The sequence below is a fragment of the Cyclobacterium sp. L-R genome (genome assembly GCF_056859355.1).
Genome location: NZ_JBSXOH010000075.1, coordinates 35,079 through 55,951 on the forward strand (window position 1 = coordinate 35,079; position 20,873 = coordinate 55,951).

Annotated in this window: 18 protein-coding genes; 7 read left to right on the plus strand and 11 right to left on the minus strand. The window is 37.8% G+C overall.

Features of this window, described 5'->3' with window-relative positions; translation table 11 throughout:
- Window positions 1–17: 17 nt before the first annotated feature.
- The 3 genes from AC13EX_RS13630 to AC13EX_RS13640 are packed head-to-tail and all read left to right on the plus strand — an operon-like array spanning window position 18 to window position 3,869.
- The gene (locus tag AC13EX_RS13630; RefSeq protein ID WP_014018714.1) at window positions 18–596 is read left to right on the plus strand and encodes a hypothetical protein; all 579 of its coding nucleotides are present in this window, start codon (window positions 18–20) and stop codon (window positions 594–596) included.
- The gene (locus tag AC13EX_RS13635) at window positions 593–1,432 is read left to right on the plus strand and encodes a hypothetical protein (protein ID WP_482893103.1); all 840 of its coding nucleotides are present in this window, start codon (window positions 593–595) and stop codon (window positions 1,430–1,432) included. Before AC13EX_RS13630 ends, AC13EX_RS13635 begins: the two co-directional genes overlap by 4 nt.
- Complete coding sequence (locus AC13EX_RS13640; RefSeq protein WP_482893104.1) at window positions 1,419–3,869, plus strand: leucine-rich repeat domain-containing protein; 2,451 nt, start codon at window positions 1,419–1,421, stop codon at window positions 3,867–3,869. Before AC13EX_RS13635 ends, AC13EX_RS13640 begins: the two co-directional genes overlap by 14 nt.
- Window positions 3,870–4,012: 143 nt before the next feature.
- Here AC13EX_RS13640 and AC13EX_RS13645 read toward each other — a convergent pair whose 3' ends face one another.
- From AC13EX_RS13645 to AC13EX_RS13670, 6 genes are all read right to left on the minus strand, one after another.
- Window positions 4,013–4,507, minus strand: a complete 495-nt coding sequence (locus AC13EX_RS13645; RefSeq protein WP_339717885.1) for a Dps family protein — start codon at window positions 4,505–4,507, stop codon at window positions 4,013–4,015.
- Window positions 4,508–5,119: 612 nt separating this feature from the next.
- Entirely contained in the window at window positions 5,120–6,142 is a 1,023-nt protein-coding gene (locus tag AC13EX_RS13650; RefSeq protein ID WP_482893105.1) for a hypothetical protein, read from the minus strand.
- A gap of 25 nt (window positions 6,143–6,167) precedes the next feature.
- On the minus strand, window positions 6,168–6,491 hold the full coding sequence (locus tag AC13EX_RS13655; RefSeq protein WP_048640495.1) for a DUF3817 domain-containing protein: 324 nt from the start codon (window positions 6,489–6,491) through the stop codon (window positions 6,168–6,170).
- Window positions 6,492–6,495: 4 nt separating this feature from the next.
- Window positions 6,496–7,050, minus strand: a complete 555-nt coding sequence (locus AC13EX_RS13660; protein WP_482893106.1) for a hypothetical protein — start codon at window positions 7,048–7,050, stop codon at window positions 6,496–6,498.
- Window positions 7,051–7,087: 37 nt separating this feature from the next.
- Entirely contained in the window at window positions 7,088–7,627 is a 540-nt protein-coding gene (locus AC13EX_RS13665; protein ID WP_339717414.1) for an acyl-CoA thioesterase, read from the minus strand.
- Between the two features lie 13 nt (window positions 7,628–7,640).
- Window positions 7,641–8,297 (minus strand): protein-L-isoaspartate(D-aspartate) O-methyltransferase, encoded by a 657-nt coding sequence (locus AC13EX_RS13670; RefSeq protein ID WP_482893107.1) that lies wholly within the window; start codon window positions 8,295–8,297, stop codon window positions 7,641–7,643.
- Window positions 8,298–8,588: 291 nt separating this feature from the next.
- Between AC13EX_RS13670 and AC13EX_RS13675 the strand changes: the two genes are divergently transcribed.
- A complete protein-coding gene (locus AC13EX_RS13675) occupies window positions 8,589–9,176 on the plus strand; it encodes a riboflavin synthase (protein WP_482893108.1) in 588 nt (195 codons plus the stop codon).
- Between the two features lies 1 nt (window position 9,177).
- On the opposite strand, the gene AC13EX_RS13680 is transcribed toward AC13EX_RS13675, so the two are convergent.
- Genes AC13EX_RS13680 through tamL form a run of 3 tightly spaced genes read right to left on the minus strand, consistent with a single transcriptional unit; the run spans window position 9,178 to window position 13,073 of the window.
- Window positions 9,178–9,756: a phosphatase PAP2 family protein gene (locus tag AC13EX_RS13680; protein ID WP_482893109.1), complete on the minus strand. Its 579-nt coding sequence runs from the start codon at window positions 9,754–9,756 to the stop codon at window positions 9,178–9,180.
- 3 nt (window positions 9,757–9,759) lie between these two features.
- The gene (gene hemF, locus AC13EX_RS13685; protein ID WP_482893110.1) at window positions 9,760–10,665 is read right to left on the minus strand and encodes an oxygen-dependent coproporphyrinogen oxidase; all 906 of its coding nucleotides are present in this window, start codon (window positions 10,663–10,665) and stop codon (window positions 9,760–9,762) included.
- A gap of 23 nt (window positions 10,666–10,688) precedes the next feature.
- Window positions 10,689–13,073, minus strand: a complete 2,385-nt coding sequence (gene tamL / locus AC13EX_RS13690; protein WP_482893111.1) for a translocation and assembly module lipoprotein TamL — start codon at window positions 13,071–13,073, stop codon at window positions 10,689–10,691.
- Between the two features lie 50 nt (window positions 13,074–13,123).
- On the opposite strand from tamL, the gene AC13EX_RS13695 reads away from it, so the two are divergent.
- The 3 genes from AC13EX_RS13695 to AC13EX_RS13705 all read left to right on the plus strand — a co-directional run bounded on the left by AC13EX_RS13695 (window position 13,124) and on the right by AC13EX_RS13705 (window position 17,465).
- Window positions 13,124–13,870, plus strand: a complete 747-nt coding sequence (locus AC13EX_RS13695; protein WP_482893112.1) for a TrmH family RNA methyltransferase — start codon at window positions 13,124–13,126, stop codon at window positions 13,868–13,870.
- A gap of 417 nt (window positions 13,871–14,287) precedes the next feature.
- Window positions 14,288–15,088 carry a DUF6503 family protein gene (locus tag AC13EX_RS13700; RefSeq protein ID WP_482893113.1) on the plus strand — a complete coding sequence of 267 codons (801 nt, stop codon included), beginning with the start codon at window positions 14,288–14,290 and terminating at the stop codon, window positions 15,086–15,088.
- Window positions 15,089–15,434: 346 nt separating this feature from the next.
- A complete protein-coding gene (locus tag AC13EX_RS13705) occupies window positions 15,435–17,465 on the plus strand; it encodes an LruC domain-containing protein (protein WP_482893114.1) in 2,031 nt (676 codons plus the stop codon).
- Between the two features lie 756 nt (window positions 17,466–18,221).
- Here AC13EX_RS13705 and AC13EX_RS13710 read toward each other — a convergent pair.
- Together AC13EX_RS13710 and AC13EX_RS13715 are read right to left on the minus strand one after the other, a co-directional pair.
- The gene (locus tag AC13EX_RS13710; protein WP_482893115.1) at window positions 18,222–19,583 is read right to left on the minus strand and encodes a hypothetical protein; all 1,362 of its coding nucleotides are present in this window, start codon (window positions 19,581–19,583) and stop codon (window positions 18,222–18,224) included.
- A 6-nt stretch (window positions 19,584–19,589) separates the two neighbouring features.
- Window positions 19,590–20,633: a c-type cytochrome gene (locus tag AC13EX_RS13715; protein WP_482893116.1), complete on the minus strand. Its 1,044-nt coding sequence runs from the start codon at window positions 20,631–20,633 to the stop codon at window positions 19,590–19,592.
- Window positions 20,634–20,873 lie beyond the last annotated feature (240 nt).

The window sequence follows — 20,873 nt, forward strand, 5'->3', positions numbered from 1 at the left end:
ATAGAAAGTAAGTTATTATGAAAAAATATATTCCATCCCTGCTTATCTTTTTCCTGGCTACAAGCATTTCTGTTTTCGCTCAGGATGAAAGCATCAGTCCTCAAAGAAAGCAAGCCATTGATTCCCTTGCCTTAGAGAAAGTTAAAGATTTAAGTAAATACATCAGCATCATTGGAAGTAAAGAAACACAGTTTTCTGAAGCTACTAGAGTAATGGATAGAGCTGAAGAGCTTTTTGCTCCTGATGCTGAAATGGGTGTATCATCAGTCAATACCAATGAAGTTGCTTATTACAAAATCAGAAGGTATTTCGAAAGATTGATGGCCTTGAATTATGATAGGGTGAACATCAGCTGGTATGATATTCATTATATCTCTGATCTTGAAAGACAACCTGATGGCAGATATGTAGGTGTAATTACCATCTATCAAAGGTTTGAAGGAACTTCACAAGAAGCAGGATTGAACTATAGAGATACCACAAAGAAAGATATTACAATCTACGTGGAGAAAAAACAAACCCAAATTTCTGGTAGAACCATTGAATTCTGGGATGTGTTGTTGGGAGATGTGAGAGTGACTGAAACATCAGCATGAGAATAGTATTTGTTACGTTAATTACCATAATCTTATCAAATATTTCCGCGCCGGGGCAAACATTTAATAGCTCCGGCCGGATTATTGATGATGGCAGGTTTGCTGCCGCCACCAAACAAGTCAACCAATTTTTCAGAAGATTTAATGCAGAGGAAAGCAAAGAAGGAGATGTAAGATATCACCCTGGGGATGATAAATACCATGATCTAGCCCTTAGGAAATCTTTTATTAATATCCTCTTCGATAACGAAACCTCTGGGATAAGCAACGACCTTAAAAGAGAGTTTATAGGTCATGTGACATCCGAAGTTTACCCTCAATACATCAACTTTCATGGAGGTGATTGGTTCGCAGAACTCAATACTGTTTTTACTTATAATGGAAAAAGACAAGATGTGGTACTGTTTTTGAAGTTACAGCCGCAAGGATTGGGTTACGAGTGGGTCATTGATAATGTAAACTTCCCTCCATTTACAGCAGTATTTGATAAACCCAAAGGCGACGAGAAAAAATTTCTTCACCCTTTAAGTCATGAATTGGGTTTTATGAACTTAAGGAAAGCTATCGTAGATAATCCGAAACCGGAGTCTTATACACCGGATGGTTTTCAACCTGATTACCTAACTTTATTTCTTTTCGAAATAAAAAACAAAAGATTGAAATTTGAAACAGTGAAAGATACTAAATTCCACTTTTTTCAAATAGATAAATGGTATTTTGAATTGGGTCAATTCAATAGACCCGGATTTAATACAGGTTGGTTGATTGCCAATTTAATGAAGTTGGAGGAAGGTGACAAAGAAATTATATTGAACTACATCTATGACAGGGATTAAAGTAAATGCATTTCTCCTGATTCTATTTTTTTGTTATGCCCCAACCATTCTGGCTCAGGATATCGGGGGATATACCAAACAGGAGATCAAAGATTTTAGCCAACAGGCAGAAGATCAAGTTCGTTTCTTACAATATTTTTTGAATACCGTAGGCAGTGGCGAAACCTCTGCCAGGGATAAAGATGTAATTATAAGAGAAAGTTATAAGAAAATCTTTAGAGATGAAAATGTTCAGATTGAAGACGATCTGCTTTTGGATAGGCAAGTTATCACCAACAAAAGTGTCGTTTCCTATTTAAAAGACATTGAGTTCTTCTTTAAAGATGCCGCCTTTGAATTTAAAATCAAAGAGGTAAAACCAAAAGAAAATGACAATGGAGATCTGTTTTTCGAAATCTCTCTCGATAGAACATTAACAGGCCTTGGGCTTGAGAATGAAAAGATAGAAAACACCAAGCTCCGTTTTGTTGAGATCAACTTGGATAGAAATTCCAATGAACTTAAAATTGCCAGTATTTATACGACAAAATTAAGTAGGGACGAAGAGCTATTGGAATGGTGGAGTACACTCTCGCTCGAATGGGAAACATTATTGAGAGAGAAGTTTGACATAACAGAGGATTCTGTACAACTCGATATGTTGTATAAAATCTCTGCATTGGATACACTCGACCTTTCAGGCAATAAATTGTTGGTAGACATAGACCCTATTCATGTATTTAGGGATTTGAAATATGTTGATATTAGCCGTACTCAGATCAAAGAACTTAGTCCGATTAGTAATATTACCTTTCTTTCCTACTTGGATATTTCTTATACCCCAACTGAGGATATTCAGTTCATTAAGTATTCAGACAAGCTTAAATTCCTAAATATTTCAGGAACCAAAGTGACAAATATTGATGAACTAACGAGTTTAAAGAATCTTCAAACCTTTAAAGCAGCCAAAGCACCTCTCAGAGGTTTCGGCGTATTGGAGAACTTTAATCAGCTTGAAGTCCTTGACTTGGAAGAAAGTGGTTTCAACAATATTGAAAATTTAAAAAACTTAACTAAACTTAAAAAACTCGATATTCAGGGTAACTACTTGATCAATTTTGGTTTTTTATCTGAGTTAAAACAATTGGAAGAGATTAATCTCGAAGAGACCAATATTCTTGACTTGTCTCCTTTGGCATCTTTACCTTCTCTGTGGAGGGTAAATATCAACGGAACAGAAGTCAGTCAGCTTGACCCTATAAATGGATCAAAATCTATAAAAAGGATATATGCTGACAGGACAAGTATTTCTGAAAATGCTGCTGAAATATTTGTAAGAAGCAATAGAGGTATTTTGTTAATTCATAATGTAGAAAACCTTCAAACTTGGTGGCAAACATTACCTGATGGATGGAATCAGGTTTTTGTAGAAGAATTGCCAACATTGGGTAAAGGTAACCCTACCATTGAAGCACTTTCTACTTTGGTAAATATGGATTCACTGAATCTAGACAATAGTAAGGTAGTGAACCTAAGACCAGCGCTTAAATTTAAAAGCATCACCTATTTGTCCTTTGAAAATACAATGGTAGAAGATCTTTCACCGTTGGCTGAAATGAAGAATTTGTTGCATATTCGTGGAGATTATAGCGCTGTAACCAACCTAAAAGCCCTACAGGAACTTACTGGTCTGAAAGGCCTTTCTTTCCAAGGAACCAATATAGAATCAGTTGAACCACTGAAAAATCTGCCTTCATTGGATTTTATTAATCTTGACAACACGAAGGTGCCTGAATGGGATGTACAAGAACTTGCTAGTTTATTGCCGCAGACCAATGTGATATTTAGGACGGAGGCATTATTGTCTTGGTGGGAGAACCTGAGTCAGGATTGGAAGAGCTTGTTTTCTCGGTATTATAAGCTACAAGAAAATCCAGATGGTTGGGCATTGCACCAAGCTACTTCACGTTCTAAGTTGGAAATCACTGGCGACAATATTTTAAATTTAGAACCACTTCTAGTCTTCTTTAATTTAAAAGAATTATACATCAAAAATGTACCTTTTCAGGATCCATCAGCAATTGCCAGATTGGAAAAACTTGAAGTGCTTCAAGTTACTGAATCACCATTCAGGGATTTGTCAGTTATTTCTCCTTTATCCATGTTGGAAACACTTGATGTTTCAAATACGGCTGTAAGCGAATTGGAATATTTAAGTGAGCTAACAAGACTTAAGCATTTGAACTTGGCTGGTACCAATATCTCAAACCTCAAAGGGCTGGAAATGCTTTATGATTTGAGGTCTTTGGATATTGCAAGTACAAGTGTTAAAAGCCTTAAGCAAATAACACATCTCTTGAATTTAGAAAAGCTGGTTTGTTTTAATACCAGATTGAGTTCTAGAAATGTAGAGAAATTTCAAGCTGAATTACCCAATTGTGAGGTAAGGTTTTATTGAAAAAAAGATTTAAACAAATCAAAAAGACCTTTTTGTTATTCGTGAAGATGTAACTCAACGCGCTAAATTGATTATGCTATCAATGGTTTGAAGTAGATAAAAAAATAGGAAAAAAAAATCCCCGAATTAATCGGGGATTTTTTTTATTCCTTCATAAAGGATGTCAGCATCCAGTGATGAAGTTCTACACTTTTTATAAAGGCAATCAACATGTCCTCAGTGGCACTGTCACCCAAGTCGGCAACCTTTATCGCACAATCGTTCATGTTATCTACTAAAATCTGAAAATCTTTGAGTACCTCATTGACCATTTCTTTTGAACTTAGGTCTGTCCCAACTTCTTTGATATCAGCCTTTTGAAGATAGTCTTTCATTAAACTGTATGGTGTCATTCCAAACACCCTTATACGCTCAGCGATAAGGTCAATGTTTGCAAATGATTCTGTGTATAATTCTTCAAATTTCTCGTGTAGATCAAAAAAATCACCTCCAGTTACATTCCAGTGAAAATTCCTTAATTTTTGATAGTGTACATGATAATTGGCTAAAAGTTGATTCAATGAAGCCACTATTTTCTCGGATTCATCCTTATTGTATCCTAGTTTCTTAAAAACTCTTTTTTCTGATTTAGTGCTCATAATATCCAATTTTTACTTTAAATTTAAATTCAATGTCATTGGTCAATAGATATTCATAAACTATGCCAATCCATGTAATTTGAGCAGGTAAATATCAATATCTTTTAAAATTAGCAGGTTCTTTTAACCCAGGGACAGGTCTTTTTGAGGTGGAGTCCGAGCAAGTTAAGCTAGCCTGTTTTTTTGGTTGTCAGTCATGTAATTAAACCCGGATTATGTAATAGGATTTCTCCGTCCTGACAATAGTCAGGGGTGAAGCCTGTCCCGTGTTTACAGGAAGTGTTGCAATCGCAAGAAAATCAGGCTGTTTTGAGATTTTAGCATAGCAGCGCTATGGTGAAATTGAAAACAGCAACGAAGAGGCTGATTTTAGAGCGATTTCAGCACGTAATAGATTGTCTATTGCATATTTTCGGGTTAAACTTACAGCTTCCCTTTAATTACAAGCTTGAAAAAGATCAGTTAAGCGCCATAAGAAGGGGGCTAATCATAATTTATTTTGCGTATAAATTTATTCAAATTTAAAAACAGAAGTAATGGTCAAATAGGGATTGGGACCAATAAATTACAAACTAGATTTTTACTAAGGGGGTAAAAATATACAATTTTTTATTACTTGTGGATCAATTGATTTAAACTCATTCTCAAAATCGCACCCATGTTTTTGCAGCGAAGGAATGCAGGGTTATTATAATGCCTGGCCAATTCATTTTTAAGGGATTCTATATTGGAATCTTTGGAAAGAACATCTTTCTCCATACTATTCAGAATATCGGTAATTTCTTTAGGAGAACTGGTCAATCTTGTCGCTATCAGTGCACGCTCTTCCTTTTGGTATTGGGCCATGGATTCCTTAGTGATATGCTTTATACCCAGTTGAATAAGTGCGTTGTTTTGTTTGAAAAACTGAGGAAGGTAAATGGACTTCTTACCTTCATAGGATTGTTGGTCAAAATCTATTGAACGAATCCTATAATGAGTTTCTTCAAAGTCTGGGGTTACATCAATCACAAAATTGGAAGAGTGCATGTCCCCCAATAAACGAACAAAACATCGCTCATTGAACTTTACAAATTCTTTGGATAATCGGATAGGGTTCAACATAGGATCATGAAGATGTTGCTTCATAAATTGTTCGCCCGGTATACCTGCGATATGTTCTTCAATAAGGGTGTCCCTGTAAACGAGATAACCTATTCTGTTTGGTGACAATAAATGCTCCAACCCCAGCCCATAGACCCTTGACGCATCTGCATTTTTGATGTAAAAATAATCGAAATTATCATTGATTCGATTGACAATCCTCACCCTGAAGGGTTGTGTATTGCCATAGGTACACAGGTCTATCCGGTCCACATACAGGTGTTTCATGACTGTCATGTCTCCATCAGCTTTTAGCAGGGCATATATTTTCTTTACCTTATAATGAATCTCATTTCGGTCAGATTCATCATAAAAAACCGTTTCCCATAAGGTGTCGTTGTCTTTATAATCATAAAGAGCAATCGAGTTAGTGTACCTGAGCAATTCTTTATAGTGAATGGGTATATCCACCTCCCTGCCATATTTGACGAGGTATTTTCTTAGGTTTTCACTAATGGGGTATACGATCTTTTTTTTGCTGATGACAGCCATATTGTACCTATTAGGTGGCCACTGATTAGATTTTATCTTCTAATATATGCTCTTGTTTTCTTAATTTCCTATCAAATAAAAAGGGACCAAAGGGTAGGATTGAAGCTATCAAGCCCATCAATGCAATTCGGAAATGCCATCTTAATTTTCTAGAAGTGGGGAACATGACCAATATGTAAACCATAAAAAGAACTCCATGTATCCAACCTACATAGGTCACCATTGTAGGCAAATCAAATATATATTTTAATGGCATTGCGATGAATACCAAAACAAGCATGGAAATACCTTCCGTTATACTTACTATTCTAAATCGCTTTAAAATGTTTAATCGCTCTTCATTCGTCATTTTACTATTGTTTAATACTGAAAAATACTTGTAGGGTGTCCCAAAGTTTCCTCTTTAAGGAAACGTTGTTTTCTAGTCCATCTAAATCATCGGCAAAGAAATAGGCCATTGATTCTTCAACGATGTGGTAACTGTCTTTCTTTAGACTCATTAGTGGATGGTAGATCGTTCCAAAAATGATCATTTTATCTGGATCTAATTGCTCTATAGGATCTTCATTGCTTCCTTTTAAGGAATGTTCGGAAACCAAGGCAATGTCTTTGAGCGATAGGTTTACTGCACCAAATACTTTGAAAAGGAATGTTCGGTTGCTTTCTTTTAGCTCTTCTCCTTGATAGATGACAAGAATAGATTTTTTGAATTCTCCTTCGTAAGGAATAGGCTCAGGGTCATGCTCTTTTGCCAATGAAGACTCCGGTTCACTAACTTGATTTGATTCAGTAGAGGTGCTCAAATCCAATCTAGAGGCCATATTATTGACAGCAAGCTTTTCTTTGACTTCATCTTCCATCACAAAGAGTTCATCTGTCAGGAATAACGACAATTCTGTTAAATTCATATAAGTAGCAGTAGGCGTATTTATCAAATTACGAAAATTATTCCTTTTGACCGATCTCGTCCAAGTCAAAAAGAGATTTTAATTCCGTGGCGTCTTGAGGATTCATTCTTTTTGCCAAAACCAGGCGCAATTGCCTTCTTCTCAATGCTCCTTTATAAAACTCCATTTCTTGCTCGCTGATAGGTTTTAACTCTGGCACTTTTACCGGTAGACCTTCTTCGTCTACTGCCACAAAGGTGAAAAATGCTTTGTGTGAAGAGTACTTTTTATTGGCAGGAATATCTTCAGCGAATACCTCGATATAAACTTCCATTGAAGTATTAAAAGCCCTTGTCACTTGCGCTTTTAAAGTGACCACATTGCCAAGGGCTATGGGGTTTTTGAAAGAAATATTATCAACAGAAGCTGTGACTACAACGGAATTAGAATGCCTTTGGGCAGAGATAGCTGCTACCACATCCATCCAATGCATAAGTTTACCACCCATTAGGTTGTTTAATGTATTGGTGTCATTCGGAAGTACCATCTCTGTCATGATGACCTCCGAGTCTTTTACGTGTTTGTATGCTTCTTTCATGGGCCTTGTATTTTTATTCCCAACCTTCATCTCCCAATAATGGGACAAATGAAAAATTGTCAAAGGTCTCTTTTAAAATCTTCTTACTGGTTTGTTTCGTTAATTTAAGCATTTGCTGTTGCTTTCTGTCTCCCACAGGGATAACCAAAACTCCGCCGATTTTCAATTGAAGAAGCAAGGTTTTAGGAACAACAGGAGCTCCGGCAGTCACTATGATTTTATCAAAGGGCGCTTGTTCAGGCAATCCCAGACTTCCATCTCCATGGTAATGCTTTACCCTTACACCTATTTTAGGTAAAAATCTTTTTGTTCTTTCGTACAATGTCTTATTGAATTCGATGGTGTGAACCTTCGCCCCTAAGCAATACAAAATTCCTGCCTGATATCCCGATCCGGTACCTATTTCAAGTACTTTTTCTCCCGGATTAACGTTTAGCAGTTCACTTTGGAATGCAACAGTGTAGGGTTGAGAAATTGTTTGGCCTTCACCTATAGGGAATGCCTTGTCTTCGTAGGCATGGCTAAGTAGGGCGGAGTCAAAAAAGAAATGTCTAGGTACATTATTAATAGCCTCCAATATTGCTTCATTGCTAATGCCCTTGTTACGCAATGTTCTAATTAACTCTCTTCTTTTTCCCTTATGTAAGTAGCTGTCTTCCAGTTTTAACATGATCTTGAGCGTGTCATATACAGTTTGGTTTGCTAAGTTAATGCTAAAAATGCCTTACTTTGTCATTGAAACAGGAATATATCAGAAGGTATTTGAGTTTGAGGCAGATTTTAAGCTTGCTTGAAATAGAGAAGCCGACAATACAAATAGTCACTTGCCCTCGAAGCAAAAGCAAAATGTAATTCTGGTGTAGAGATAGAATTTAATTAAAAAGAATTTCTGAAATTAATTTAAAATTATTAGGTTAAGGATGACCTATTCTTGCTGAAGGGTCATTAAAGCAATAGGAATATGTTTACAGGTATTATCGAGTCCATAGGTAAAGTCAAAGGCATAACCAAAGAAGGTAGCAATATCCATTTTGATATGGAAAGTACTCTCGCTTCAGAACTGAAAATAGACCAATCTCTTAGTCACAATGGAGTATGTTTAACAGTAGTAGCTGTAAACACCAATGAGTATAGAGTGACGGCAATAGATGAAACCCTTCAAAAAACCAACCTTGGGAGATTAAAGGAAGGGGATCTGGTAAACCTGGAAAGGTGTATGCCTGCAGATGGTAGGTTTGATGGACATATAGTTCAAGGACATGTGGATCAGACAGGCGAATTGCTTTCCGTTGAGTCCATAGATGGAAGTTGGGTTTTTACCTTTTCCTATGAACCAGGTAAGGGGAATGTCACAGTAGAAAAAGGATCCATATGTGTAAATGGTACCAGCTTGACCTGCTTCAATTCTAAAGAGGGACTTTTTAGTGTAGCCATTATTCCATATACCTATGAAAACACTAATTTTCATTTGCTAAAGCAGGGAGATACTGTGAATTTGGAATTCGATGTGATAGGGAAGTACATTCACAGGATTCTAAAGGGATATTAACCTAACCCATGGATTCTCTTTTTTTCCATAGTATTCTTACTTCTGTAATAAGCCCAAAGACTAGCCAACCTATAAATATGCCTACCAAGGCACCAACGAAAATATCTAAAGGGTAGTGAACGCCAAGGTAAATCCTTGAATAGGAAACAACAAACGCCCATAGAAATAACCATCGAAACCCTGGAATGCTCTTTTTTCCTACTTTTTGTAGAAAAGCAGCCAGAGCAAAAGTGTTTGCAGCATGGGAGGAGGCAAAACCATATAGGCCTCCACAACCTGAATAATTGATTACAATGTCCTGCCAACGTGGGTCGTGACAAGGACGTAACCTTTCAAAATAGGGTTTCATAAAACCAGAGGTAAACTGGTCTGCCATCACTATTACCAATATCAACCCTACAATATACCAAACACTACTGCCTTTGTATTCTTTAATAATTAAGAACAGTAGAAATAAATACAAGGGAACCCAGATAAACTTACCCGTAATCGCCAACATTACCGGATCCAGCCAGGAAGCTTGAAGGTGGTTTAAGAAAAGAAAAAATTGCTCATCCCAATGAATAATACTTTCAATCATTTGCTATGCTTTAACCCAGTTAATGTCTTTTTTCAATAGTTGTAGCGTTTCTGATTCTTTAGTCCCAGCGGCTGGTGGCTGATTGTATACCCAATTTGCCATTGGAGGCATACTCATCAATATACTTTCAGTTCTGCCATTCGTGTCCAATCCAAATTTAGTTCCAGCATCCCACACCAGATTAAACTCAACATACCTGCCACGCCTCAAAGCTTGCCAACTGAGTTCTTTTTCTCCATAGGGAAGATTTGCATTTTTCTCCATGTAATGACAATAGATTTTAGGAAATAAAAAACCCAGACCTTCAACAAAAGAGAGCAATTTCGGAAAAGGCATTTCTTCGCTGGCAGTTAACCTATCAAAGAAGATTCCTCCTATACCCCTGGTTTCCTTCCTATGAGGAATGTAAAAATAGTCATCTGCCCACTTTTTGAATTTATCATAGTAGTTAGGGTCAAAAGCATCACAATGTTCTTTGAGTTGCTGGTGGAAATATTTGGCATCCTCCTGATCTATATAATGAGGTGTTAAGTCTATTCCTCCTCCGAACCAATAAGTGCCATCGCTCATTTCAAAGTACCTGATATTCATGTGAATTATAGGTACCATTGGGCTCTTGGGATGGATGACAATAGAAACGCCTGTGGCAAAAAAATCTGCTTTTTCTAGTGCCAGTTTTTTTAAAATCTTTTCCGGAGTAGGTCCGTGTACAGCAGAGAAGGCCACACCACCCTTTGCGATAACCTGTCCTTCGGTCAGCACTTTTGTGGTTCCCCCTCCACCTTGTTCTCTTTCCCAGTTATCCGTTTCAAACCTACCTGGGCCATCGCCTTTTTCTAAAGCTTCACAAATATGTTTCTGTATCTTACGGAATTTTTCCGCAATAATCTCTTTGTTTTCTTTTTCCATGTTAACTGGGTAATTGATAAGTGTCAAAAAGGATAACCAATACCTATATTGAATACTTGCTGTCCAGGCTCTCCCAAAGGGTTTTTTAAGGAAAGCTTATCTAGAATAAAACGTTCATTTTCAGGTCTGGCAGGGTCATATGCTTTTATTCCCATGTCCAATCTTAAAACCAGAAATTCAAAATCCATTCTTAAGCCAATGCCTGTTCCTACTGCGATTTCTTTATAAAATCGGTTGGCCTTAAATTCAGCTCCTTCTCGTGAGGGATCTACTGCAAAGGTCCAGGTATTGCCGGCATCTACAAAGATAGCGCCGTCAAAATAGCCAAACAATTTCCTTCTGTATTCGAACATTGCTTCAAATAATATTTCTCCAGGTTGTTCAAATCGATAATCGAAAGTGCCATCTTCATTTGTTTCAGGTGTGAAACTTCCTGGCCCAAGCCTACGGGGTTGCCAAGCTCGAATGCTTGTGCTACCACCTGCAAAGAAGTATTTCTCATAAGGCAAAACACCACCACTTATGCCATATGGCTTTGCCAATCCGAGATTCAAACGGTAAGCAAAGGTGCTCCTATTGTTTAAGGGGATGTATTTTCTAAAATCAGATTGAAATTTTAGAAATTGGAAATAGTTTAAATCCTTGTCCCCAAAGCGTTTTGGATCTATCCAATTGAAGGTAGTCCCCCCACTCTCTGCGAAGAGCCGCCACAGTGAAGCTTCCTTTTTCTGGAATAGTCCGTATTGGTTAAAATTGATGATGACCTGTCCTGAAATACTACTTACATAGGAGGGGAGAAAAGAATTGATCAGGTTATTGCCTTGGTCTTGGATTTCTTCCAAGCGGTCCTGAAACAAAGAATCCAGGCTGGAACGAATAAGGTTCGCATCAAGCAGGCTGACAGAAAATTGTTGCTTTAGGTTTCTGGTCGCCCAGGTATAAGCGAGAATTGTATTTAATGCTTCTCTTACATATTCAGGTCGATTGACGAAACTGTAACCCAGTAGTGTTCTAGTTCGAGGATTGTATTGCCCGAATTTCTCCAAAGTACCAAAATTAAAAGGTACCAGAAACTGCGGGAAGATAATAGATGCTGAGGTTGATAGTTCACGACTTCTGTACACCCCTCCCTCTGTAGTAGCAGAAGCAACTCCTTCCAAGCCAGCACGAAAGTTAAATTCAAATATTTCCAGGCCTTTAAAAATATTCCTGTTTCGAAGGGAATGACTGAAAAAGGGCCCAGGGAGTTGTTCCGTTACACTGGCTCCCAATTGATTGGTTATTTGAAATTTCTGGTTGGGTCTGGTGAAGATTTTTGTAGTGATACTATTACCTAAAGTGTCAAAGGAAATGTTGACAAACCTAAACATGTCCAGGTTAGCCAATTGCCGTTGGGTTTCTATGACTGCATTTTTATTGTACAAATCACCCTTCTCCTGAAAAATCCTCGAGCTGATTATTTTTTCAGAATATTTATCTTGATACATGGAAAACCTGATGTCTTTCCAAGTGGTTAGCACCTGATTGTCCTGAATCAACTCATTGGGACGAGCAATCGTAAAAGTGATTGAGTCTATTGTGTATACCTGATGATTTTCTCCTTCCTTTGAATTTTGGATGATTTGTTCGATCACCACATGCTTTTCAAGGGTGTCCTTGTAAACATTGTATTCAATATAGGACTTGGAAAAAGTATAGTAGCCATAGGCTTTTAATAAATCCTCTATTCTTTGCCGCTCTTTTGTAACATTGGTTTGGCTGTACCGTGCTCCCTTTTTTAAGAAGGAATATTTTTGATGTTCTTGCAGCAAACCTTGCAAACTTGTGTCTGCAGTGGTATTAATTAAGCTGTCAATACTGTATAGGCTGTTTTCATTTATCAGGTAGTTAACTTTTGCCTTTTTTGCTTTTTTGTCAATTTCTGTAGCTACTGAGGCATCAAAAAAGCCGTTGTTCTGTAAATAAATTGAGATTTGCTGCCGAGAGGTGGCTGTCTTGCTACTGTCCAAAATCACCTTGGGATTTCCTGTTCGCATAAACCAATTGCCATATTCCAGTTTTTTTTCAAGGTTACTAATTTTACTGTTTAGTTTATTGTACTTCTTTTCAACTTTTCCTAAAGTACTGCCTTGGCGAATTTTTTCTGAAGTTTTTTGGAGTTCCTGTTTGGTTTGGTATTGTTTTTCAGCAAGCTTGCTGCTGTCATAAAACGCATGGCCCAGATTGTATAGCATTACACCTGGTGAAATGTTTAATAGGGGAATTTTGGTATTTGGCTTTTGTTGGATAAGCGCTTTAATTGCCTCAGCATTACTTTTATTAATGCCTTGGGTGTTTACATCTGTTAGCAATAGCTCATTTTCCTCAAGGCCTTTGGTCAATGAACAACTCCATAACAAATGGATCAAAAAAAGAAAATTTATATATTTGGTCTTCTTCACAACAACACTCGCGACTAATGCTAAGCAAAAATACAGTTAAGTTTATTAAATCCTTGCACCAGAAAAAATTCCGTAAACAAGAACGTGCATTTTTTGTGGAAGGAGCTAAAAATGTAACGGAATTGTTGCTTTCAAATTTCACGATTAGTCATTTGCTTTGTACAGAAAAATTCCAAGAAGAAAACGCATCACTGCTCAGTACTTTTGCAGGAATCAAAATTATGGTCAAGCCCAAAGAGTTGGCTTCGTTGGGTACTTTTTCTTCTAATGATCAGGCACTTGCTGTTGCTGAAGTGAAAGGAAATAAGCCCCTGGTTTTAGAGAAAGGGCAATTGATCCTTGCTCTGGACGACATTAGAGATCCAGGAAACTTAGGGACAATCATTCGAATTGCTGATTGGTATGGGATAAATAAATTGTTGATGTCAGAAAATACAGCAGATATTTACAATCCAAAAGTATTGAATGCAAGCATGGGTTCTTTTACTAGAATGAATTTTGAATATGTTGATTTGTTCAATAAGCTCAAGGGATCAGGTATTCCAATTTATGGTGCTTTTTTGGAGGGAATGAACGTGCATCAACTTACTGATGCAGCAGAAGGAGTATTACTTATGGGGAATGAGTCCAATGGGATTTCTAAGCAGATGGAAAATATTGTTACCCAAAAATTGACCATTCCCGCCTTTGGAAAGGCTGAATCATTAAATGTTGCCATCGCAACGGCTGTCCTTTGTGACAATTTAAAAAGAAACATGCAATAGATGATATTTTTCATTTTTAGGGATTAATTATTCCTGCTGGTTCAAGACTAAGTTTTACCAATTCAAAAAAAGTAAACTTAAATTTCATACTTTTCGTAAAAAAACTATTCCCAATTTGATCTGAATATTATTCCTTAAGTTTTTCATTTTTCCCCAGAATTTAGGGATACAGGACGAGTCATGAATCAATGCCTTTTTATAGACAATTGAAAATAAGCACCAAGGCCCAGAATATATTTTATTTGTTACAAGATTCTGCTGTACTAAGGGGATATGTTGATTTAAATAAGCGGAATAATTCACCAAAAACAAAACCCAATAACATTGTGTCGTCGCGTCCTTATTGACAAAACTATAAACGATAATTTTAGATTTAATTCTAAACATATAGATTAAATAAAAACCAACCTTTAAGTTATGAACAAGTTGATTATAGTGGTTTTTCTGTCAGCCTTTACTGCCTGTCAGGAAAATTCCCAAAACCAAAAGGGGCAATCCTCTGAGGCTACAAAACAAGAAATGACGATCAACGATTATCCATCTGATTTTGCCAAAGTACTTCAAGCGCACGGCGGTATCGATCAATGGAAAAAGGAAAAGACATTAATGTATGAGATTGGTGATCCCGGCGAGGGCCAACAACAAATTATCGATTTGCACCGCCGTATGGACAAGACAATCACCTCTGATTATGATATTGGTTTTGATGGAGAAAAAGCATGGTCCCTGAACAAAGAAGGAGAATATAAAAGTAATCCTCTGTTTAGGCACAACCTCATGTTCTATTTTTACGCCATGCCATTTGTACTTGCAGATCCTGGTTTGAATTATAAGAAAACAGAGGACAAGGAGATACTGGGTAAAAACTATAGTGGTATTAAAGTCACTTTTAATTCTGGGGTAGGTGACTCCTCTAGCGATGAATATTATCTGTATTATGATACTGAAACATCCAAGATGGCCTGGCTTGCCTATAAGGCAACTTTTGGAACTGATAAAAAGCCAGAATCAGCCAATTTTATCAGATATGATAAATGGGCAGAAGTAGATGGAGTCCTATTGCCTACTTCCATTGCTTGGTATAACATTGAAGAAGGAGTTGTAGTAGAGGAAAGGAGCAGGGTTGATTTTAAAAATATTAGCTTATCCAAAGAAGCCAAACCAGAAGGTTTTTATTCCATACCAGCCAATGCGATTGTAGCAGAAGATAATAAATAACAATCATTAATTGCTTTAAATCTGTTTAGATTTTAAGATATAAACTAGCTTGGGAAGAATTCCGGGCTGGTTTTTTTATGCATACAGCCCTATTTTTCCATCAGCCCTATTGACTGATGGAGATCACCAAACTAGGATCATAAGTATTATCCTTTGACCCAATCTCGAAATAGACTGCACCTACCTATATTCGGATTAAATTTAAGGCTAGTGGTAATTCAATTCACCTTCTGAAATATTGATTTTACCTATTGAAAACCCCTGTCTAACGAGTTTATTCCTATTCGGCTCTCTTTCTATATACATTTGTATCATACGAAAAGAGAAATTTTTAAAACTTATAGATATGAAAAATAATAGCTTATTTCTGATCTTTGGAATTGTGGCAACATTATTTGCCTGCGATCCTATCAATGAAATCTCTGAAACAGTAATTCCAGAAGATAACCTTGGACTGAATATCCCGGTAAATTTTGATTTTTCTACTACTACTTCAGTTGACTTCAATCTTTCTGCTGTTAGCAGGGATAAGACACCAATATCAAATGTGGTCTATAAAATATACAATGGCAACCCACAGAAAGAAGGTAAGTTATTGCAGACTGTTCGTTTAGATGAGCAGGGTAGTGCTGCCACCACATTAGACCTTCCAAGCTATGTAAAACAGGTATTTGTGACTTCTGATTACATAGGTGTAGAACCAATGGCCATTGTGCCAGTTTCAGGAGGACGTGTCAACTATAATTATGATGCTGCCAATCCAAGTATTTTACCTGATGAATATTTCTCAACGGATGAGGTAAAAGCAAATTTAAGAACGGCTTCTATCAATGAAGATTTTCTTACCCTTGGATCATGGAAGAGCAATGGCAAACCTGAATATTTGATAGAAGCAGATATAATTTCTGACCAGCTGTTGAAGAATATCAATGCAAGCCTTCCGGAACAAAAGGATGTTAGAATTTCAAACCCAGAAACTTTAAGCGAAAAGTACAAAAGAGAATTGTTTGTAAGTGAAGATGCTGAAGTATGGGTTACCTATGTGCATACAGGAGGAAGTTATAGAAATGCCATTGGTTATTATTATTACAAAGAGGGGGAAGCACCTAAAACCGCTGCAGATATCAAGAACAAAACCATAATTTTTCCAAATGCTCAAGCAGGTGTATTAAGCCCTGGAGACAAAGTCAAATTAGTAGGCCCAAAAGATGGAGCCTTTGAAAAAGATACTTATATCGGTTGGTTTTTGATTTCAAACGGCTGGCAAGGTGGCCTAGGTTATGGTAATGGTGTTTTTTATGCAGATAAAGACTTAAATACAGCTAACAATAAGGAGGACTTAAGGGATCAAATGGTGTTTTTATACGATGCCACAGAGCAAATACTCCTAATGGGTTGGGAAGACATTCGCAGGGATTTTAACGGTTGTGACCATGACTTCAATGATGTGATGTTTTATGCTTCTTGGAACCCTATTACAAGTGTGGATTTATCTGACTACGTTCCTATTGATTCTGATGAGAAGGACAAAGACGGTGATGGCGTTGCAGATAGCCAGGATGAATATCCTGAAGATGCTGAAAGGGCTTTTAATAACTATTCTCTAGGAGAAAATACCTTTGGGACCCTGTTGTTTGAAGACTTATGGCCAAGCTTTGGTGACTATGACTTGAATGATTTGGTGATAGATTACAATATCAACGAAATATCAAACGGTAATAACCGTATCAAAGAGATTAATTTGATTACAGTAGTGCGGGCCACAGGTGCTGGCTACCGCAATGGCTTTGGAATTCAGTTGGGAGTGTCTTCTGATCAGGTCCTGAGTGTAGAAGGTACTAGGTTGAAAACAGGGACAATCAAAACTTTGTCAAGTGGCGTAGAGCAAGGGCAGAAATTGGCGACCGTGATTATTATGGATGATGTAAATGATAAATTACCGATCATGGCCAATGTCAACCCTGAAAATGCGCAACATGAAGCCGACACCCTAGTTGTAAAAATCGTTTTCAAAGAGTCAATAAGAAAAGCTGATTTGGGTGCTGCACCTTATAATCCATTTATGATCATCAATCAGGACAGAGGTAGAGAAGTTCACCTTATGAACAAACAACCAACAGACCTGATGGATACAGAGTGGTTCAATACAGCAGATGATATCAGTGCTATCGGTGAAGGTAAATATTACACAAGCAATAAAGGGTTCAATTGGGCACTTCACATTCCTCAAAGTATTTCTTATACACAGGAAAAAGTGGATTTCACAAAAGCATACAATAGGTTTGCTGAATGGGCAAAATCTGGTGGAATGTCTTATCTAGACTGGTACCTGGATACTGATGGCCAAGTGAATTCGGACGCCATTTATAAAAAATAAGAACGAATAAGAAATAATAAAAAGGCCTTTCCATTATATGGGAAGGCTTTTTTTGATTTGTAGCGGGTTAATTCATGAAATAGGAAGCAATGGTCTGTAATAGTATAGGATGTGTATTGATTCCGGAGGGATTTCGGGAAGTAAAATAAATGTTTTGCTTGTGCTAACCTTAATTACCCTTAAACCCGAAATATGCAATAGACCTTCTATTGCCCGATGAAATCACTTCAAAATCAGCCATTTCATTGCTGTTTTCGACTTTACCATAGCGATGCTATGACTCAGTCTTCAAATAGCCTGATTATCTTGTAATTACACCACTTTCCGTAAACACGGAACAGGCTATTACGCATCCTATTGCATAATCCTAGTTATAAAGGATGTGTATCGATGATTTACTCCGTTGTAAGGATTACCTGATTTTATGTCAGAGTAATAGAGGGATAAGGCCGCTAGCTTTGGTCTAGATTTTTTTTTAAGCCACTAGTCGTAGGTACAATATCATTGCGATAATAAAATGACACAGGAGAATTTAACCCGAAATATGCAATAGACATTCTATTACGTGCTTAAATCGCTTTAAAATCAGCCACTTCGTTGCTGTTTTCAATTTCACCATAGTGGTGCTATGCTAAAATTTCCAAACAGCCTGATTTTCTTGCGATTGCAACACTCCCTGAGAAAGTTCAGGACAGGCATCACCCCTGACTATTGTCAGGACGGAGAAATTCTATTACATAATCCGAGTTTAATGGATTAATTACCAGGAAACGTATAATTAAGGATCAGGTTGGTGTGGAAAAGATTGACCTTATTGTACACCCAAGCAGGGCGGAGGTCCTGCTGGTTCAAAGCCGTTTTGCCCATTAATATCAAATGTAGGCTTAAGCCTTCCATCCATTTTTTAGGATTGTACCGAAGGCCAAGATTAGCCTGTGCATAGCTTGGCATGGCATATTTGTTTTTTGTTGCATCTGCAGGATCAGGTAAAAAATACACTCCCATATAGCTGTACAATTGTAAGGACTTTTTAGGAAAAGCATGCTGGAAATAGGTGCTGAGCGCATCTACCTGCCCGAGTCCCTCATTTCTTTCCCTAGGTATAAAGGTATAGAATGGATCCTTTCCCCATTCCCTAGGACTTAAATAGCGTCCCTCACCTTGCATTTTGGTGTAATTGATATGCCATAAGCTCTTTTCTGATTTTATCCCGATTCTTCCACTAAGTATCCAGTGGAAATCTTCAGGATTCTTATACCTCAGGGCTATATCTTCATTCCCGCCATTTCCTATTCCATGTTGAACAGTCGTTTGAAGGCCTGTGATTCCCTGCAAGGAACTGTTTGGCAATTCCCATTTTTTGTCCCATTGAGCCAAGTAAGCACTGTAAATATTATTGACCAATGTATGGTTTAACATAAGGCTAGAGGCCGAATTAAGTCTGAATTTTAAGTTCAGTATATTGATATAATCCGATCTGGTATTTCCGGAATAATCGGAACCTTGCCCGTTTTCATCGCGCCCTACTGGGTACATACCTATGCTTTCTCCCAGATCGAACCAATTTCCTGTAGATCGTGGAGATATTCCTGTAATCAAATGCTGGGCAATAGAAATCCGCGGATTTACCCTAAGGTTCCAGTTGAGCCCTTCCACATATGTGGGACTCAGCCTCCCATCCTGGGCATTGATAAAAGGGCTGTTTATTTCCATCCTACCCAAGCTTGCCTGAAAGTTGTCCCGCAAGTAATCAAGGTAAAGGTTACCGATTTTGCCAAAAACAGTTTTATCCAAATGGTTTACATCAAATAACCCCACTTCATAGCGGTTCAAATTTGAAACCCTGGAATCAAGGGCACTAAGATCTGAACTCAATATGTTGAGAAATCCCAGGTATTCAGCTTGTACTTGAAAGTGATGGGGCAATTTGGAAGTAAAAGCTATTCTAGCCATTTGTCCCCAAGCGTAGTCATTTTTGTAATCCTCCCAATAGGAAGTACGCATAAAATAAGAGCGAAGTCCTACATTTAAGGTTGGTTTCCACAGCGTGGAATCTTGCTGTGCATAAACCGATACCCAAAAGAATAAACCTATAAGGAGTGTTAATATTTTTTTCATGAACAGCTATTTTTGTAAAGCTAAAATGGGTTGGAAAGGGCCGTATTTATGCTGTGTTTCCGAAAAATCATCCGAATAGGGTCCGAAAGGATGGTCCATAGGTTTTTTGCTTATGTCAGGCCAATCGCCTGATAGATCTTTGGAAGGCCTGCTCATGGAATTGACATAGGCGGCCAGATCCCAAGCCTCTACATCACTGAGCAATGGTCTTTCGTAGGTAGCTCCCAATGGCATATTGGCCTTTACATATCCAGAAAACTTAGACAAGCGGTACAAACCTGCTCCATTATTATAACTGTCCGGTCCCCAAAGTGGGGGATAAAGGTAGGCTGTTCCAGAAGGATTTTTTAAACCCTGTCCTTCGGTTCCATGACAACTATAACATTGATTGTCATAAACGGTCTTGCCCCGAATTGGGTCTGCTGCCCGTTCCAGAAAAGGTACTTTATAAAGTCCCACTCCCAAAGGCCTATCCCCTTTTTGAACATCCTTGCCAAGCCACTCCATATAAGCAACCATGGCCTTCATCTCTTTGCTTTCAGGATCAAGCCCTTCTCCGTTTAAGCTTCTTTGAAAACAATCATTGATTCTTTTAGGTATGCCCTCCGAAAGCCCAGATCGCGACCTTATTTTTGGATAGTTGGCGGCAACACCGCTGAAATTATTGCCCAATGGGGCTGTTCCAGCTTCTAAATGGCAATTTTGGCAGTTCATCCCATTTGAGATTTGGAGTACCTTTCCTTTGGGACCCAGGTATTCCGAAGTATGTGTGACCAGCTCCTTGCCGTACCGAATTTGTTCCGCATTGGGTGCTAGTTCTACGCTAGCCCAATCAGGGGCTTGCCAAATTCCATCTTCTTTTATTAGCCGGAAATCTGCTTTTGGAGTTTCTACCTGAGCCATCTGTTCTTTCTCCTGAGGAGGGGATGGAATATCCAATTGGCTAACAACTAGAAGCGCAGCAATAAATGAGATCAGAATAAATACGACCAATGACAAGCCAAAGATGCTACGCAGTAATTCAATAATGGGGTTAGAAGCGTTTTTCACATTTTATTTTTTAATCATTTACAAAGTTATCCTTTAACCTTGTCGAGAATGGTGACCTGTATCACACAGACAGCAGCTTCTTTTACCTTATTTTCACTTGAAGTCGTTTTAAAGTGTTCTTTTCTTAAGTAGTAACAGCAGTGCCTTATTGGTTCTCAATAGCTTGTTTTGGGCTTTTCTTAGAAAGAGAAAGTACCAAGTAAAAACCTTACAAGCAGGCCTTATGATTGTCTTCTTTGC

What these genes read in the sequence shown, in the direction of transcription:
- AC13EX_RS13645 (WP_339717885.1), bottom strand. Translation starts at nt 4,507, where the DNA reads ATGAGCACTAAATCAGAAAAAAGAGTTTTTAAGAAACTAGGATACAAT.
- AC13EX_RS13635 (WP_482893103.1), top strand. Translation starts at nt 593, where the DNA reads ATGAGAATAGTATTTGTTACGTTAATTACCATAATCTTATCAAATATT.
- AC13EX_RS13660 (WP_482893106.1), bottom strand. Translation starts at nt 7,050, where the DNA reads ATGAATTTAACAGAATTGTCGTTATTCCTGACAGATGAACTCTTTGTG.
- AC13EX_RS13705 (WP_482893114.1), top strand. Translation starts at nt 15,435, where the DNA reads ATGAAAAATAATAGCTTATTTCTGATCTTTGGAATTGTGGCAACATTA.
- hemF (WP_482893110.1), bottom strand. Translation starts at nt 10,665, where the DNA reads ATGGAAAAAGAAAACAAAGAGATTATTGCGGAAAAATTCCGTAAGATA.
- AC13EX_RS13700 (WP_482893113.1), top strand. Translation starts at nt 14,288, where the DNA reads ATGAACAAGTTGATTATAGTGGTTTTTCTGTCAGCCTTTACTGCCTGT.
- AC13EX_RS13710 (WP_482893115.1), bottom strand. Translation starts at nt 19,583, where the DNA reads ATGAAAAAAATATTAACACTCCTTATAGGTTTATTCTTTTGGGTATCG.
- AC13EX_RS13655 (WP_048640495.1), bottom strand. Translation starts at nt 6,491, where the DNA reads ATGACGAATGAAGAGCGATTAAACATTTTAAAGCGATTTAGAATAGTA.
- AC13EX_RS13630 (WP_014018714.1), top strand. Translation starts at nt 18, where the DNA reads ATGAAAAAATATATTCCATCCCTGCTTATCTTTTTCCTGGCTACAAGC.
- AC13EX_RS13665 (WP_339717414.1), bottom strand. Translation starts at nt 7,627, where the DNA reads ATGAAAGAAGCATACAAACACGTAAAAGACTCGGAGGTCATCATGACA.
- AC13EX_RS13680 (WP_482893109.1), bottom strand. Translation starts at nt 9,756, where the DNA reads ATGATTGAAAGTATTATTCATTGGGATGAGCAATTTTTTCTTTTCTTA.
- AC13EX_RS13650 (WP_482893105.1), bottom strand. Translation starts at nt 6,142, where the DNA reads ATGGCTGTCATCAGCAAAAAAAAGATCGTATACCCCATTAGTGAAAAC.
- AC13EX_RS13640 (WP_482893104.1), top strand. Translation starts at nt 1,419, where the DNA reads ATGACAGGGATTAAAGTAAATGCATTTCTCCTGATTCTATTTTTTTGT.
- AC13EX_RS13695 (WP_482893112.1), top strand. Translation starts at nt 13,124, where the DNA reads ATGCTAAGCAAAAATACAGTTAAGTTTATTAAATCCTTGCACCAGAAA.
- AC13EX_RS13675 (WP_482893108.1), top strand. Translation starts at nt 8,589, where the DNA reads ATGTTTACAGGTATTATCGAGTCCATAGGTAAAGTCAAAGGCATAACC.
- AC13EX_RS13670 (WP_482893107.1), bottom strand. Translation starts at nt 8,297, where the DNA reads ATGTTAAAACTGGAAGACAGCTACTTACATAAGGGAAAAAGAAGAGAG.